General features: G+C 55.8%; 14 protein-coding genes. 6 read left to right on the top strand and 8 right to left on the bottom strand.

What is annotated here, in order from left to right:
- The first annotated feature begins 64 nt into the window (after nt 1-64).
- A complete protein-coding gene (degS, locus tag V4835_RS02680; protein WP_063143597.1) occupies nt 65-1,132 on the top strand; it encodes an outer membrane-stress sensor serine endopeptidase DegS in 1,068 nt (355 codons plus the stop codon).
- Nucleotides 1,133-1,190: 58 nt separating this feature from the next.
- Here the strand turns inward: degS and mdh are convergent, their stop codons facing one another.
- A complete protein-coding gene (gene mdh / locus V4835_RS02675) occupies nt 1,191-2,129 on the bottom strand; it encodes a malate dehydrogenase (protein WP_023309387.1) in 939 nt (312 codons plus the stop codon).
- Nucleotides 2,130-2,526: 397 nt separating this feature from the next.
- Here mdh and argR point away from each other — a divergent pair, with 397 nt between their 5' ends.
- The 3 genes from argR to yhcN (V4835_RS02660) all read left to right on the top strand — a co-directional run bounded on the left by argR (nt 2,527) and on the right by yhcN (V4835_RS02660) (nt 4,014).
- Nucleotides 2,527-2,997, top strand: a complete 471-nt coding sequence (argR, locus tag V4835_RS02670; RefSeq protein ID WP_023309388.1) for a transcriptional regulator ArgR — start codon at nt 2,527-2,529, stop codon at nt 2,995-2,997.
- A gap of 375 nt (nt 2,998-3,372) precedes the next feature.
- Nucleotides 3,373-3,636 carry a peroxide/acid stress response protein YhcN gene (yhcN, locus tag V4835_RS02665; RefSeq protein ID WP_023309389.1) on the top strand — a complete coding sequence of 88 codons (264 nt, stop codon included), beginning with the start codon at nt 3,373-3,375 and terminating at the stop codon, nt 3,634-3,636.
- Nucleotides 3,637-3,747: 111 nt separating this feature from the next.
- Nucleotides 3,748-4,014 (top strand): peroxide/acid stress response protein YhcN, encoded by a 267-nt coding sequence (yhcN, locus tag V4835_RS02660; protein WP_023333630.1) that lies wholly within the window; start codon nt 3,748-3,750, stop codon nt 4,012-4,014.
- 62 nt (nt 4,015-4,076) lie between these two features.
- Here the strand turns inward: yhcN (V4835_RS02660) and V4835_RS02655 are convergent, their stop codons facing one another.
- The 5 genes from V4835_RS02655 to aaeX all read right to left on the bottom strand — a co-directional run bounded on the left by V4835_RS02655 (nt 4,077) and on the right by aaeX (nt 9,056).
- On the bottom strand, nt 4,077-4,349 hold the full coding sequence (locus tag V4835_RS02655; protein WP_331411134.1) for a barstar family protein: 273 nt from the start codon (nt 4,347-4,349) through the stop codon (nt 4,077-4,079).
- Nucleotides 4,350-4,394: 45 nt separating this feature from the next.
- On the bottom strand, nt 4,395-5,849 hold the full coding sequence (locus tag V4835_RS02650; RefSeq protein ID WP_331411133.1) for an NAD-dependent succinate-semialdehyde dehydrogenase: 1,455 nt from the start codon (nt 5,847-5,849) through the stop codon (nt 4,395-4,397).
- A 90-nt stretch (nt 5,850-5,939) separates the two neighbouring features.
- Nucleotides 5,940-7,907: a p-hydroxybenzoic acid efflux pump subunit AaeB gene (aaeB, locus tag V4835_RS02645; RefSeq protein ID WP_331411132.1), complete on the bottom strand. Its 1,968-nt coding sequence runs from the start codon at nt 7,905-7,907 to the stop codon at nt 5,940-5,942.
- A gap of 5 nt (nt 7,908-7,912) precedes the next feature.
- On the bottom strand, nt 7,913-8,845 hold the full coding sequence (gene aaeA, locus V4835_RS02640; protein WP_063143621.1) for a p-hydroxybenzoic acid efflux pump subunit AaeA: 933 nt from the start codon (nt 8,843-8,845) through the stop codon (nt 7,913-7,915).
- A 7-nt stretch (nt 8,846-8,852) separates the two neighbouring features.
- Entirely contained in the window at nt 8,853-9,056 is a 204-nt protein-coding gene (aaeX, locus tag V4835_RS02635) for a p-hydroxybenzoic acid efflux pump operon protein AaeX (protein ID WP_003860416.1), read from the bottom strand.
- 179 nt (nt 9,057-9,235) lie between these two features.
- On the opposite strand from aaeX, the gene aaeR reads away from it, so the two are divergent.
- Both aaeR and V4835_RS02625 read left to right on the top strand, forming a co-directional pair.
- Nucleotides 9,236-10,162, top strand: coding sequence for an HTH-type transcriptional activator AaeR (gene aaeR, locus V4835_RS02630; protein WP_063143599.1), 927 nt, complete (start codon nt 9,236-9,238; stop codon nt 10,160-10,162).
- Nucleotides 10,163-10,381: 219 nt separating this feature from the next.
- Nucleotides 10,382-10,996 carry a YagU family protein gene (locus V4835_RS02625; protein ID WP_063143600.1) on the top strand — a complete coding sequence of 205 codons (615 nt, stop codon included), beginning with the start codon at nt 10,382-10,384 and terminating at the stop codon, nt 10,994-10,996.
- A 47-nt stretch (nt 10,997-11,043) separates the two neighbouring features.
- Here V4835_RS02625 and tldD read toward each other — a convergent pair whose 3' ends face one another.
- Both tldD and yhdP read right to left on the bottom strand, forming a co-directional pair.
- Nucleotides 11,044-12,489: a metalloprotease TldD gene (gene tldD / locus V4835_RS02620; protein WP_196367259.1), complete on the bottom strand. Its 1,446-nt coding sequence runs from the start codon at nt 12,487-12,489 to the stop codon at nt 11,044-11,046.
- Nucleotides 12,490-12,573: 84 nt separating this feature from the next.
- On the bottom strand, nt 12,574-16,377 hold the full coding sequence (gene yhdP / locus V4835_RS02615; protein ID WP_331411131.1) for an AsmA2 domain-containing protein YhdP: 3,804 nt from the start codon (nt 16,375-16,377) through the stop codon (nt 12,574-12,576).
- Nucleotides 16,378-16,388 lie beyond the last annotated feature (11 nt).

The raw sequence follows: 16,388 nt of genomic DNA, 5'->3' as shown, positions 1-16,388 counted from the left end.
CGTGTGATGTCCGGATAACTCATGTTATGCTGCAAATCGTTCCTTTTTTAACGACACGCGCATCATGCTTTTAAAGCTCTTACGTTCTATTGTCATCGGTTTGATTGTCGCTGGCCTACTGCTGCTGGCACTGCCGTCTTTACGTCAGTTCAATAAACTGTCGGCTCCCCAGTTCGATAGCACGGATGAAACGCCGGCCACCTATAACGGGGCCGTCCGCCGTGCCGCACCTGCCGTGGTTAATGTCTATAACCGTGGCCTGAATACCTCAGCCCATAACCAGCTGGAGATCCGTACCCTCGGCTCTGGCGTGATCATGGACGAGCGCGGCTACATTATTACCAACAAGCACGTCATTAACGATGCCGACCAGATTATCGTCGCTCTGCAGGATGGCCGCGTGTTTGAGGCGTTACTCGTCGGGTCTGACAGCCTTACCGACCTGGCCGTCCTTAAAATTAACGCTACGGGCGGTTTGCCGGTCATACCGATAAACCGTAAGCGTACCCCGCATATTGGTGACGTCGTAATGGCTATCGGCAACCCTTACAACCTCGGCCAGACAATCACTCAGGGGATTATCAGCGCGACCGGTCGTATTGGTCTGAACCCCTCCGGGCGACAGAACTTCCTGCAAACCGATGCCTCAATCAACCACGGTAACTCCGGCGGGGCGCTGGTCAACTCGCTGGGCGAACTGATGGGCATCAACACCCTCTCGTTCGATAAGAGTAACGACGGTGAGACGCCGGAAGGGATCGGCTTTGCCATTCCGTTCCAGCTGGCGACCAAAATTATGGATAAGCTGATCCGCGACGGACGCGTGATCCGCGGCTATATCGGCATCGGCGGGCGCGAAATTGCGCCGATGCATACCCAGGGCGGCGGTATCGATCAGATTCAGGGAATTGTGGTGAATGAAGTGTCGCCTGGTGGCCCGGCCGCTAATGCGGGTATTCAGGTCAATGATGTCATTGTGTCGGTCAACGGCACGCCAGCGGTCTCTGCGCTGGAGACGATGGATCAGGTGGCAGAAATTCGCCCGGGTTCTATCATCCCTGTTGAGGTCATGCGCAACGATAAGAAACTGACGCTGCACGTGACGATTCAGGAATACCCGGCCACTAACTGACAGGCATAAAAAAACGGAGCGATAAGCTCCGTTTTTTTTTACCGGGAGACGGTTCGTTTTACTTGTTAACGAACTCTTCGCCCAGGGTGATATCTTTCTTCAGCGTATCCAGCATGCCTTCCATCGCGTGTTGTTCAAACGCGCTCAGGGTACCAATGGATTTACGCTCTTCGATACCGTTTTTACCCAGCAGCAGCGGCTGAGAGAAGAAGCGAGCGTGTTCGCCATCGCCTTCAACGTAAGCGCATTCAACAACGCCTTTCTCGCCCTGCAGAGCGCGAACCAGTGACAGACCAAAACGCGCAGCTGCCTGGCCCATAGACAGGGTTGCAGAACCGCCACCCGCCTTCGCTTCCACCACTTCGGTACCCGCGTTCTGGATGCGTTTGGTCAGGTCAGCCACTTCCTGCTCGGTGAAGCTCACGCCTGGGATCTGCGACAGCAGAGGCAGGATGGTGACGCCAGAGTGACCGCCGATGACCGGAACTTCCACTTCTGTTGGCTGTTTGCCTTTCAGCTCAGCAACAAAGGTGTTGGAACGGATGATATCCAGCGTGGTCACGCCGAACAGTTTGTTTTTGTCGTAAACACCCGCTTTCTTCAGCACTTCTGCCGCGATAGCCACGGTGGTGTTCACTGGGTTAGTGATGATACCGATGCATGCTTTTGGGCAGATTTCTGCAATCTGCTGCACCAGGTTTTTCACGATGCCCGCGTTGACGTTGAACAGGTCTGAACGATCCATGCCTGGCTTACGCGCCACGCCCGCAGAAATCAGCACCACGTCGGCACCCTGCAGTGCAGGACGTGCATCTTCACCGGAGAAGCCTTTGATTTTTACAGCGGTCGGGATGTGGCTCAGGTCAACCGCCACACCTGGGGTTACCGGGGCAATGTCGTACAGGGAGAGTTCTGAGCCTGAAGGCAGTTGGGTTTTCAGTAGTAGGGCAAGCGCCTGGCCGATACCACCAGCAGCGCCGAGGACTGCGACTTTCATCCTAAACTCCTTATTATGGTTAACTTAAGTATCTGTAAATCCGTTGCGGCGACCATAATTCAGCAAGTAAATAATTACAATTTTCGTAGCTAAAGAATTTGAGGTCACGCGGCTTTATCTCTCACCAGAAGACTATCTGACGACAGAGGGCAACGCTTTAAGAGGTGGTTACAATACACCCTGCCCCGCCACCAAAACAACATCATTTTGATAACATTTAATTTACTTTTAAGCTTATTTGCGCGGCGTGACCCAGGCATGTTTTCTGATAACGAAATCTGATAAAATCACTCCCTTTCATAACATTATTTCAGCCTACCGCTGGGTAGATAATTTGCATAAAAATTCATCCAAATGCATAATAATGTTGTTTCTATCGTCATATTCCGGGTGACTTATGCGAAGCTCGTCTAAGCAAGAAGAATTAGTAAAGGCGTTTAAGGCGCTACTCAAAGAAGAGAAATTCAGTTCTCAGGGAGAAATTGTTCAGGCGCTGCAGGAACAAGGCTTCGATAACATCAATCAGTCGAAAGTCTCCCGCATGTTAACGAAGTTTGGCGCGGTGCGTACCCGTAACGCCAAGATGGAGATGGTCTATTGCCTGCCAGCAGAACTTGGCGTGCCTACCACCTCCAGCCCGCTCAAGAATCTGGTTTTGGATATCGATCATAACGACGCCGTAGTGGTGATCCACACAAGCCCGGGTGCCGCGCAGCTGATTGCCCGCATGCTGGACTCGCTGGGTAAAACGGAGGGTATCCTCGGCACTATCGCCGGCGATGACACCATCTTTACCACACCGGCTAGCGGTTTCTCCGTGAAAGATCTCCACGAAGCGATTCTGGTTCTGTTCGAACAGGAACTTTAATCCCCTCTCCCCGTAGCGCCGCTGCGGGGATCGTTCTGCTTCTGCTGCGTTTCCCCCACTTTTCCACTGCCCTTCACTTTGACAAATAGTGCTTTTTACCACCCATTAACATTCATCTGGTGAATGCTAAATCAAAAAATCGCACAAAAAATCAAAAGCTCATATCCATATGATTTAATTAGATATAAACATCAAAAGTGAACAGAAAACGCCCAACATTATGCAATTTGGTTATAAAAAACAGACTGGTTAACACGTAATAACAAGGGAAACCATTAGCCTGGTATTAATTTTTACCGTTATTAGTGTATACTTGATTTTGTGATGAGGGTCACGAAACAAGACCCCACTAAAAAATTCGACGAGGTAAGAATCATGAAAATCAAATCAACTGTAGCGGCGCTGAGCGTCCTGTCCGTCCTGTCATTCGGTGCTTTCGCGGCTGACTCTATCAATGCTGACCAGGCGCAATCCCGCCAGGCTATCGGTACGGTTTCTGTCGGCGCGGTCGGCACATCGCCAATGGACATGCATGAGATGCTGAACAAAAAAGCGGAAGAACAGGGTGCGTCATCCTATCGCATCATCGAAGCGCGTTCTGGTGACCACTGGCACGCCACCGCTGAGCTGTACAAATAAGTTTTAGTAATAACTGAAAACGTAAATCTCCACTCAACGGCACCAGGCATAAAAATAGCGGTTCAACCCTTCTCGCCGTTGAGTAAAAAACCCTATTCAGGAGTAAAGACTATGAAAACCAAATTGATCATCGCAACCCTCGGTCTGGCATCTGTTCTCTCTTTCGGCGCAAGCGCAGCCGTACAGCAGGTGAATGCCGACCAGGCACAAAATCTACAGCGTATGGGCAGCATCTCCGTAACGTCTGTCACCGGTTCACCGATGGATATCCGTCACGAACTTGCCGCCAAAGCTGAAAAAGCAGGCGCCAGCAGCTATCGCGTCACCGAACTGAATCAGGGTGACCACTGGCATGCAACGGCAGAGCTGTATAAATAAACCCTCGTCGTATCTCATCATACGACTTGCCCCTGGCCTCATGGTCAGGGGCTTTTTTTCATTCAATGCCGCGCGTTAAAGCGCAGCTGTCCTTCAAGCTCTTCTTCCGCCTCATCGAATAGCAATACCAGCGCGCCAAAACGTCTGCGAAGCTTATCGGGCAAATGGATGAACTCAATCTCCAGCGGTAGCGGCAACAGACTGCCGGTAACCACGTCCCACAGCGTATCCAGATTCGTCACGCTTTCCCGTTCAAGATCAAACGCCCGGATAAATTCACGGTAGAAGTCTTCCTGACTGTCGATCTCGTCAAAATCAAACGTATAGGTTTTCATTGCCAGCCACCCAGTCCAGGCGAGCGGCAGATGCCGCCCTGTCTATTATAATCCCCCAATATGCAGGGTTTTAACTTCCAGATATTCTTCCAGCCCCAGCACGGAGCCCTCTCGTCCAAGGCCTGACTCTTTCACGCCGCCAAAAGGCCCCAGCTCCGTGGAGACGGCACACTCGTTAATACCGATCATCCCGCTTTCGATGGCCTGCGAAACGCGGAAGACCCGTGAGAGGTTCTGGGTATAGAAGTAAGCCGCCAGCCCATACGGCGTATTGTTGGCACGCTGGATGACTTCATCTTCCGAGGTAAAGCGGAAGCACGCCGCCACCGGGCCAAACGTCTCTTCTTCTGCCAGCTTCATGCCTTCATGGCAGTCGCCCAGCACGGTTGGCATCCAGAAATTCCCGCCAAGCGGATGGGGCTTACCTCCAGCCAGTACGGTTGCGCCCCGGGCAACGGCATCGTCGACATGCTCACGCACCTTGTTGACCGCAGAAGATTCAATCAGCGGCCCGACGACCACTCCCTCCTCAAGACCATTCCCCACCTTCAGCGCATTCACCGCATCGGCAAGTTTATTCACAAATTTGTCGTAGACGGTTTCCTGAATATAAAAACGGTTCACGCTGACGCAGACCTGCCCGGCATTACGGAACTTGTTGGCGATCGCCCCCTTAACCGCTGCGTCGATGTCCGCATCCTCAAAAACGATATACGGGGCATTTCCCCCCAGCTCCATCGAGACTTTTTTCATGGTTTCTGCGGCGTTACGCACCAGCGTTTTGCCGACGGAGGTTGAACCGGTAAAGGAGATTTTACGCACGTCGCGGCTGACCATGATCGCATCGCTGATTTCATGCGTATTCCCGGCCACGGCGTTGAGAACCCCGTCGGGCACACCGGCCTGTTTCGCCAGCGTAAGCAGCGCAAAGGCGCTGAGCGGCGTGTTGTTGGCCGGTTTGATCACCCCGGTACATCCCGCGGCCAGCGCCGGGCCCAACTTGCGGGTGAGCATGGCCATCGGGAAGTTCCACGGCGTAATCGCCGCGACCACGCCAATGGGTTCACGGGTCGCCAGAATGCGTGAGCCGGGTTTGATCGGCGGAATAATTTCACCGTTCGCGCGTTTGGCCTCTTCGGCAAACCACTGGATAAAGCTGGCGGCGTACTCGACTTCTCCCTCCGCCTCTTTCAGGGGTTTGCCCTGTTCGGTGGTCATTAACCGCCCGAGCCAGCTTTTATTCTCAATAATCAGTTCATACCAGCGGTAGAGAATGGCCGAGCGTTCTTTCGCGGTTTTGGCACGCCATGCCGGGAAGGCCTGGGTAGCCGCTGCGATAGCGTCTTCGGTTTGCGCTTTACCCGCTTTTGCAACTTTAGCAATGACCTCTCCGGTCGCGGGGTTCAGCACATCAAAGGTTGTATCCAGCGTTTTCCAGATTCCGTTGACCAGATAACCGGTCTGAAAAAGGATGTGGTCCTGAAGCGCCTGCGTCGTCATGTGTTCTCCCTTTCTGAAATGTAAGAACGTGCTGGAATAAGTATAGCCACAAAAAAACCGACGCTTTTGGCGTCGGTTTTTTTACTTCAGTCAGTTATCCGTGAGGGCATTCTGGTAGCGATGCAGCATAAACACCAGCCGTCCTACCGGCTCGGTCACCTGAGGCGGTGCTTCCCAGTGCTTGAGCTTCTCCTGGTAGATATCGAGTTCTTCAAGCAGTTGCGTAAAGTAACGACGCCGTTTGTCATCGCTGCTGGCGGAAAGCACGTGATCGGCGGTACGACGCAGCTGGCGGTGCCAGGCCGACAGATCGTCGTTGATCGGCACGGGCGCGTTACGCAGACGCTGGTGCGCGATGATCATGGTTAACGCCAGGCGGAACTTCGCGATATCGCCCGGGAACTTGTTCAGCAGTAAAAACAGCTGCTGGTAGAGCGCGGGCAGGTGGTTCTCTTTACGGCGCGCGGTATTGGTTGTCATCGACGACACGGCAGCCGACACGAACTGGTTTAACAGCACGCGGCCCGTTCTTGCCTGCGAGTTATCCCGAACCAGAAGTATCACCATCATGGCCAGGAAACAGCCCACCAGCTGACCTAACGCGCTGTCCAGGAACTGGCTGAAATGGAAGGTCATCGGGTTATCGAGCACGATGATGTTAATCGTACTCGCCAGCGCCCCCAGCGATCCCAGGCGCCGCTTTTGTACTTCAATGCCGATAAAGAACGCCATTACCGCCAGGCTAATACAGAGCAGCAGCATGCTCTGTTGCGTCGACGGGATGATGACCAGGAAATAGAGCGCGCCTATCGGCAGGGCGGCAATGGTGCCGTAGAGGAAATCAATGGCGACCATACGCGGGTTAGGCAGACGCATCGCCAGTGCGGTCACGACGGCAATCATCACCATCGCGCCGCTGCCGGACGTCCAGCCCGTCCACAGCCAGAACAGCGTGCCGAGCATGCAGGCAAGCGTCGTACGCCAGAAGTTGACCATGGCGTGATGGCGCTCGGCGGATTCGGCCTTGATCACCACTTCCCCCTGCAGCACCTCTTCTTCCGCCGCGCTGATTTTGGTGTTGCCGATCACTCCGCGCTTCAGCAACAGGTAGCGCGTCGCGGCGCCGACCCAGGTGTAAATCGTTACCGGCGTGTCGCGCTCGCCTGTCCAGGCTATGACACGGCGCATGCGCTTAAGCTGCTTGTGCACGTCCTGCACGGTTTCCACCGGCTCGGCAAACAGTTCGCGGAACGTGTCGGTGACCGCTTCCGGCCGGGTGTTCTGAATCAGATAGGTTTCACATGCCTGGGTAATCAGCGTCAGAGAGACGGTGTTGAGGGCTTTCAGGCGACGATTCGCACGAGCCCAGCGCGAGGACTCCATGTTAAGGTTGCTGCGCATCCCTTCCAGGGCCTGGGTACGACGTACCAGGCCGCTCCAGGCTTTATCCACCTCCTCGCTGTCGCCATGCTTAATGCAGAGCTGCATCAGCTGATACTGGGCAACAATCAGCGCGTCAAGCTCAAGGTCGACTTCCTGCTTGATGGAGCGCGGGGAGAAAAGCAGGTCAGCGACGATCGCACTAACAATACCAATCACAATCTCGCTGCAGCGCTCAACGGCAAACTGCGGGGCGAGCAGCGGTTCAGACTGAATGGTGATGATAATAATCAGCGCGGTATAGCCCGCCAGCCCCCAGGCGTAGGAGTTCTCCACTTTCACCAGAGACGAGATCCAGGTGCAGAAACCCGCCCAGATACAGCAGACCATCAGCATCAGCAGCGGGGTGCGGATCATCAAAATAATAATGGTCAGCGCCGCGAAACAGCCGATAAACGTCCCGATGATACGCAGCATCCCGCGATAGCGGATCGCGCCAGAATAGGGCTCCCCGCCCGCGGCGAAGGCAGGACCCGCCGCGACAATGGCGGCCGTTAATACCGCCCAGCGAGGGGTTTCAAGCTGGAAGTGGAAGCCGACAAACAGCGCCAGCACAATGGCGCACGCCAGCTTCACGGCGAAGCGAATGTGCTGGCTGGCGATGGAAAAGATACCCATGGCGATTAACCAAACTCGCGCAGGCGGTGGGCAATTTTACGGAAGAACGAGTCCTGGCTGGCATCCCGGTCCTTTTCACCGGTAATCACTACCGTCGCCGTGGTACCCGCAGGCCACAGATTTCCCTGCTGTTCGTCAAGGTGAATGCGCACCGGCACGCGCTGGGCCAGACGCACCCACTCCAGGTTGGAATCTACCGTCGCCATCCCTTTGGTATCGTTAGAACTGCTGGAGTTAGTCACCCCTGCGGCAACGCTGTCGACGGTGCCTTTAAAGACGCGGTTACTACCCAGCGGCGTAATTTCCGCCCGGAAGCCCGGACGCACGCCTTCCAGCTTGGTCTCTTCCATATAGGCGAGCACGTAGAAGGAGTTCTGTTTAACCAGCGCCACGGCGGTTGAGCCACGGGTAATGAATTCTCCGGCATAGACGTTCAGGTTGGTCACCCAGCCATCGGACGGCGCGCGGATCACGGTGCGCTCCAGATCGAGCTTCGCCAGATCGCGCGTTGCTTGCGCTTTCGCCAGCTGGTGCAGCACGGTTTGCAGCACGTTGTTGGACTGGTCAATCTCTTCGCGGGACATTGCCTGAACGCCCAGCTGATTACGGCGGCCTGCCTCGCGGCGTTTCTCCGCAGCCAGCGCCTGGTAATAGGCCACGTCCGCCTCCGCCTCTTCCAGCGCTTTCTGGTAACGAGGCTGGTCGATGGTGAACAGGACCTGATCTTTCTTCACCAGCTGGTTGTCATGGACGTTGACCGCCGTGATAAGACCGGCCACGTCAGGGGCTATTGCCACCACATCGGCGCTGAAGCGTGCATCACGCGTCCACGGTGATTCGGTGTAATAAACCCAGGCGCGGAAAATAGCGATGAAGGCGAGGATAACCAGCGCCATCGTGATGGCAGTGCGGGAGATTTTTCTTGTTAGCGTTTTCACATCAACCTCAGACAAACATGCGCGATATCAGGTAAAACAGGCAGCAATACAGCGCGGTATTGAACAATGCAGGGTGCCAGACGAAATCGTAGATCCCGGTAGGGACCAGCACCTTGCGCACCAGCCAGAAGATCGCCAGTGATAAAAGAAGCTCGAAAAATATCGGTGGGAACGACAGACCGAACACCACGATAACGGGAAACAGACTCATGTTGACCTTGATAAGAGAGAGTGCAGGCTTCAGAATTTTTAAGCGCACGCCACCGCAGGAGAGCAAGAAACGCCGGGCGAGAATGGCGAAGCCGTTATGTAATTAATAATATATTAACGTAACTGTTATGCTGTTATCTATAATATGTGATCTAAATCACTTTTAAGCCAGAGTGAACAATGGAACGTTTAAAACGCATGTCGGTCTTTGCCAAAGTGGTTGAGCTGGGCTCGTTTACCGCCGCTGCACGCCAGCTTCAGATGAGCGTCTCATCCATCAGCCAGACGGTGTCCAAACTGGAAGATGAGCTTCAGGTCAAGCTGCTCAACCGCAGTACCCGCAGCATTGGGCTGACGGAAGCGGGTAAAATTTACTATCAGGGCTGTCGCCGCATGCTGCTTGAAGTGCAGGATGTTCACGAACAGCTCTATGCCTTCAATAACACCCCCATCGGCACGCTGCGCATCGGTTGTTCTTCAACTATGGCACAAAATGTTCTCGCTGCCATGACGGCGGAAATGCTGAAAGAGTACCCTGGGCTGACCGTCAATCTGGTGACGGGTATCCCGGCGCCGGACCTGATTGCCGACGGCCTGGACGTGGTGATCCGCGTCGGCGCGTTGCAGGATTCCAGCCTGTTCTCGCGCAGGCTGGGCAGCATGCCGATGGTGGTCTGTGCATCGAAAAGCTATCTGGCGCAGTACGGCGTTCCGGAGAAGCCCGCCGATCTCACCAACCACTCGTGGCTGGAATACAGCGTGCGGCCCGATAATGAATTCGAGCTGATTGCCCCGGAAGGGATCTCCACCAAACTGCTGCCGGAAGGGCGGTTTGTCACCAACGATCCAATGACAATTTCGCGCTGGCTGGTGGCCGGTGCCGGGATCGCCTACGTGCCGTTAATGTGGGTGATCAACGAGATCAACAGCGGCGTGCTGGAGATCCTCTTCCCGCGCTACCAGTCCGATCCGCGTCCGGTCTACGCCCTGTATACCGAAAAAGACAAACTCCCGCTCAAGGTACAGGTGTGTATTAACTATCTGACCGAGTATTTTGTGGACGTGGCGGAGCTGTTTCAGGGGATGCGGGGAAGAAGGAAGGAATAGTCAATTTAACGCTGAAAATATATGAGCGATGAATATTTCCAGGATGAAACCCCTCTGCATTCTGGAATATTCCTTCGTCACTATCAGGAATAGCGAATTGACACTGCCGCCGCCTGCCCTTTACCTTAATAACAGCCTGCCTTTCAGGCTGTTATTAATTTGTTGCTGATTTGAATAATAAAATGTATTTCGCAGGATGACATTAAACAAGGAAAAGAAATGAATCTATTTGAACAAACACCGCCTTCACGCAGGCGCTATGGACTCGCCGCGTTCATTGGTTTAATTGCAGGGATTGTCTCCGCGTTTGTCAAATGGGGAGCAGAGGTGCCGCTTCCACCACGCAGCCCCACCGATTTATTCACCGGCGCATGCGGGCCTGAGCAATTAATAAGAGCCGCAAGCCAGATTGACTGTTCACGTAATTTTTTAAACCCTCCCTATGTATTTTTACGCGACTGGCTGGGCGTGGCCGATCCTAACGCGGCGGTTTATACATTTGCCGGACATATATTTAACTGGGTCGGCGTGACGCATATTATCTTCTCTATCGTCTTCGCTGTTGGATATTGTGTCGTTGCTGAAGTCTTCCCGAAAATTAAACTCTGGCAGGGTCTGCTGGCGGGTGCGTTAGCTCAGCTCTTTGTGCATATGATCTCCTTCCCGCTGATGGGTCTGACGCCACCGCTGTTTGAGCTGCCGTGGTATGAACACGTTTCAGAGATCGTGGGCCATCTGATCTGGTTCTGGTCGATCGAAATCATTCGTCGTGACTTGCGTAACCGCATCACCCACGAGCCGGATCCGGAGATACCGCTGGGTAACTTACGTTAAAAAAAAGGCGCTACATCAGTAGCGCCATTTTTTTATGCAGGGTCAGGTCAGGCTGTGCCGCCCACCGTCAGGTTGTCCACTTTCAGCGTTGGCTGGCCCACGCCAACCGGCAGGCTCTGGCCCTCTTTACCGCAGACGCCCACTCCGTTATCCAGCTTCAGATCGTTGCCGACCATGGAGATCTGCTGCATGGCTTCAATACCGGAGCCAATCAGCGTCGCGCCTTTCACCGCTTTGGTCACTTTGCCTTTCTCGATCAGATACGCTTCTGACGTGGAGAAAACAAACTTACCGGAGGTGATGTCCACCTGGCCGCCGCCAAAGTTTGGCGCAAAGATACCGTAATCAACGGATTCGATAATCTCCTGCGGCGTGGATTTGCCTGGCAGCATGTAAGTGTTGGTCATGCGCGGCATCGGCAGGTGCGCGTAAGATTCACGGCGTCCGTTGCCCGTCGGCGCTACGCCCATCAGGCGCGCGTTGAGTTTGTCCTGCATGTAGCCTTTCAGCACGCCGTTTTCGATCAGCACGTTGTACTGGCCCGGAGTGCCTTCATCGTCGATAGAAATCGAGCCGCGGCGATCGAGCATAGTGCCGTCATCCACCACGGTGCACAGCTCCGAAGAGACAAGTTGCCCGATCTGACCGCTGAACACGGACGTCCCGCGACGGTTAAAGTCGCCTTCCAGACCGTGACCCACCGCTTCATGCAGCAGCACGCCCGGCCAGCCAGCGCCCAGCACCACCGGGAATGAGCCCGCCGGCGCCGCGACGGCATTCAGGTTCACCAGCGCCATGCGCACGGCTTCTTTTGCCCACGCGTCAGCGCGTGCTTCACCGTCAACGTCGCCCAGGAACCAGTCATAGCCGAAACGACCGCCGCCGCCGCTTGAGCCGCGCTCGCGTTTGCCGTCGTCATCGACCTGCACGCTGATGGAGAGACGCACCAGCGGGCGAACATCTGCCGCCAGGGTACCGTCCGTTGCCGCAACCAGAATCAACTCATACACACCGCTCAGGCTGGCAGAAACTTCCTGCACGCGTTTGTCCGCCGCGCGGGCGACTTTGTCCACGCGACGCAGGATATCCAGCTTCTCTTCACGGCTCATGCTCTGCAGCGGATCGATGCTGGTATAGAGCGCAGAGTGCTGCACTTCTCCCAGGGTTTTCACGCGACCATCGCCGGTATCACGCACAATGGTACGCGCGGCCTGCGCGCTCTGCTCAAGTGCGGTGAGGCTAATCTGATCGGCATAGGCAAAACCGGTTTTCTCGCCGCTGACGGCACGGACGCCGACGCCCTGGTCGATGTTGTAGGAGCCATCTTTGATGATGCTGTCTTCTAAAACCCAGGATTCGTGATAGCTCGACTGGAAATAAAGGTCGCCGTAGTCGAGACGGCGTTCGGTCAGTTGACCAAGAATGGAGAACAGGTCCTGATGGCTCAGGCCGTTCGCTGCGAGCAAATGTTCACTTACCAGGTTCAGACTCATCGTATTGCTACTCGTTCGTTGCCGCCCGTGGCGGTATAAAGATCGTATTTATTGAGAGTGAGGCAATTACCTGCCCACGTCAAATCATTGCTGTGCTTCTTTGCGCGGCTGGCGCAGCACCTCGTTAATCTGCGGTTTATCTACCGGACCGGTAATGCGGTAGCGCAGAATGGAGACCTTGCTCCAGAGTGGACCCAGCACTTTACTGGCGGCAAACACCGCCGCACCGACAATCGGGTTCACCACAAAGGCCGCCGCAACGCCCACGCTTGCGGAAATTTCCGGTGCCACCACGGCTTCCATATCCAGCTCGCGACGCACGAGGTTGACGGAGCCTTTCATGGCGATATCCGCTTCCAGGCCATCCACCAGCGTGTCGTCCGTGTGCAGAACGCCGTCCTTGATCCACGCCGTACTGCGGATGGAATCGTAGTAGAAACCTTCGCTGAAGGTATCGCTGAAATCGAAGCGCAGCTTGCGCAGCAGCGCGTCAAAACTCAGCAGGCGCAGGATCTGCCCGGCTCGCCCCGTGCTCACGTCGGCAATTTCACCTTTGCCAAAGTGGGTTTTCAGAATGCCGTTCAGCGAGGCCTCATCCGGCTTCCACGGGGCGTCACGCCAGTGAAGATCGTAATCGATGTCAAATGACGAGCCGCGCAGCGGCGTGCTGATACCAAAGAAATTGGCTGCCGCGTCCAGCTTGTTGCCTTTAATGTCGCCCTTCAGGGACGTTCGCTGCTCGCCCGGCTTATTCACCCATTCCCCCGCGGCCGTCATGCGGCCAAAGCCGGTATCAACCAGGCCGCCGGAGAGCGTAAGCGTATTTGCCTGGATGGTGAAATCACCGTCGATACGGCCATATTTCTGCCCCCACAGCCAGCACTCCGCACAGCGCAGCTGGAGATCGGGCCAGCCGCTAAAATCGACGCGGGAGGTATGGCTCAGCGGCGACGTCTCTGCCGGTTTGTCTTTCCCGCTCGCGGCGCTTGCCGGGTTGTAGTAGAGGTAGCGGATCGCCGCCTGCCACGGCGCGTGATTGCGCATGGTCAGCGTGCCGTTGATCTCTCTGCCCTGGGCCTCCACCTTCGTGCCGTTAGCGCCAGGCTGCGAGACAATGCTCAGGTTGTTCCACTGCTGCCCGCCCAGCATCAGCGACGGCGTACGTACGGTAATGGCCTGCGGGAACTGGGCGGTTTCATCAACGTTTTGCCCAACCCCTTTCTGGAACAGCGCCAGCCACTCTGCACCGTCCATTGGCGGGAGGTTCAGCTCAATGCCCGGCTGCTCCGGCAGCGGCGGCGTGGAGCGGCTATCCGTTGTCCAGATGGCTTTGTCGAGGGTGAGCTTGCGGTTAAGCAGCCAGCGGCTGTTGAAGTGGTTTGTCCCACCCGCGCTGCCGGTCAGCTCGAAGCTGTTCAGATTGCCATCGACGTTCAGCTTTACCGGCAGCGGCTGTCCGGACTGTTTATCCAGCGGCGCAGGCAGCTGGCTGTGAAGGTTTTTCAAATCGCCCGTGATGTCGACCTTATACCGGGCACCCGCGTGATAAGGCAGGTCGATTGCCACTTTACCCTGCCAGGCGACTGAGCCCTCTACGGACTTCTCAATGGGCTTCGGCAGGACGTCCATACGTGATGGCTGCCAGTTACCGTCCAGATTGACGGCCACCTGATAAGCCTTTTCACCCTCGGTGGTCGTGAAGTCAATATTCACGGGCTGATTAAACCAGCTGGCCGTAAGCGGCTCGCTCTTCAGGTTACCGTTCTCAAAGCTGAACTGCCCGCTGAGATTTTTCAGCGTGCTCTCAAGAGGCTTGATGAACAGGCTATTGTTCTTCAGGCGGACGTCACCTTTGGCGGTGGTCATCTCCCCGTCCAGCGGGATATCAAGATGTAAGCGAGCATTCACATCGCCATCAAGCTGCAGCTGTTGAAGCGTCGCCGCCAGCGACTCTTTCAGCGGCGTCTCCTCAAAGTACGGTCCCACCGCTTTGCCGGGACCGTTGATGTCGGCATCAATCAGCAGCTTCTCTTTTGAGTAGTCCGGGATGTTGGCCGTCAGGTTGCTGGCCGTCACGCCGCCCAGCGCCACGCTGTCGGACTTCATCCATAGTCCGTCATTGAGGAAGTTGAGTTCGATATCCAGGTCTTTCAGCGCGGGCCAGCCGGGCTGGAAAGCGAAGGTCGCGTTATGCAGCGGCACCAGCACCTGGAACTGGCCTTCATTATGTTTGTACGGGAAAAGATGCGGATTACCGCCGTAGACCAGCGTGGCATTGTCCGCCTGACCGCCCTGAATCGCGCCGCTGAGATAGTCTACCAGGGCTTTTCCCATCAGGTTTTCCGGGAAGTAGCGCCAGGCCTGAGAGCCGTCATCGGTGCTGATCCCGGCCAGAATGCCCAGCCACGGCTCATCACCTTCAGGCTGCAGATAGCGGAAATCGCCGCGCGCGTGAACCGCTTTGGCTTTCACATCAATATGGCGGCCATCAAGCTGGAAACCCTTGTCGTTACGGAGCCAGTTAAGCACCGCGCTACCCTGTTCGATTTCCAGCGGCGCGCGGAAGACCGTCTCGTAAGGCATTTTGGCGTCGTGCATATCAACCGTCAGCCTGCCGTTTTCCACGCTGCCTTCCAGCTTGCCGCTAAAGTGCTCTGCCCCCGGCAGCAGCTTCCACTGTTTCCAGGCAAGATCTTTCCACGCTGCCTGGAAGCGGGTTTTTTCAGTCGCCTGAAGCGGGATATCCAGCGCCAGGGCGTCTATTTTCCCGCTCGGCTGCGTTGCCAGCCAGATCTCGCCCAGGTCCGGAGATATCTTTGCCGCCATCGAGCGCAGGCCTTCAATGGCAGCCAAATCGAGGTTGCTGGCGCGGATGCGCAGCTCGTCGCTGCGTTTACTGGCCGCGCCGCCGACGTCCTGCTCCGGCATCCAGGCCAGCGTTAGCGCACCGCGCGGCCACGGCTTGTCGTCCATGGTGATGCGGGTATCGGGAATGGCAAACTGCCAGCCCTCTTTCTCCTGCGTCACGTGCGCGGTGAGGTTATCGACGGAAAGCTGATGCTGCTGTTTTTCGCCTTTCCAGCTTGCGCCCCCCTGCTTGAGCCAGATATCGCCGCTGGCAAATTCGCCTTTGGTCAGGGTCAGCCAGCCTTCAAGGCTGAAACGGGCAGTTTCCAGCTGCATATTTTGCTGGATCCAGTCGCCCAGCCACGGCTTCACGTCCACATCGTCGGCCTGCAGCCAGACTTTGCCGTTGTTTAACAGGCCGTCGTCGTCCCGCAGATCCATACGCACCTGCATCACGCCGTGCTGGCCGTTCAGGCTTGAGAGATTGACCTGCCCCTCGGCGCGGTGACGTTCTTTACCGTTGAGCCAGGTCAGCTGAGGGATCGCTAGTTCGGCGCGCTGGCCGGAAAGGGTAATAAAGCTCACTTCGCTGTCGCGTAGATCGAAATGATCGAACTGGCGGAGGAAAAGATCGCTGAAGCGGTTGGCTTCAAGACCCTGACCGCTATCGCCGCCGGACAGCGGCGTATTGGTCAGGAACTGGAGTTGATAAAAGGTGAGATCGCGAAACTGCCAGCGCAGATGCAGCAGGCTTTGCCAGACGTCCAGCGCCAGGGTCACGCGTTTGATTTTGAGGTGGCCGCCATCTTTCAGGCTGGCGTTGATATCCCGGACATCGAGCGTCGGGCCAAAATTCTGCCAGTTAGCGCTAATCTGGCTTACGTTCACCGGCACGCCGGTGGTGGATTCGATTTTAGCCAGCAGCTGCGGACGCCAGCTGTCCAGATGCGGTAATACGAGGCGTAGCCCGCTCACGAGCAACGCGACAATCACGACCAGCGTTGCCCCTGTAAGCAATAAAATCCCCGGCAATCGCCTCACGCATCTCTCCT

Source organism: Enterobacter cloacae complex sp. CARB60 (assembly GCF_036487345.1).
Lineage (GTDB): Bacteria > Pseudomonadota > Gammaproteobacteria > Enterobacterales > Enterobacteriaceae > Enterobacter > Enterobacter asburiae_D.
The sequence above is the reverse complement of the archived record's forward strand: the minus strand, read 5'-3'. Positions and strand labels throughout refer to the sequence as shown.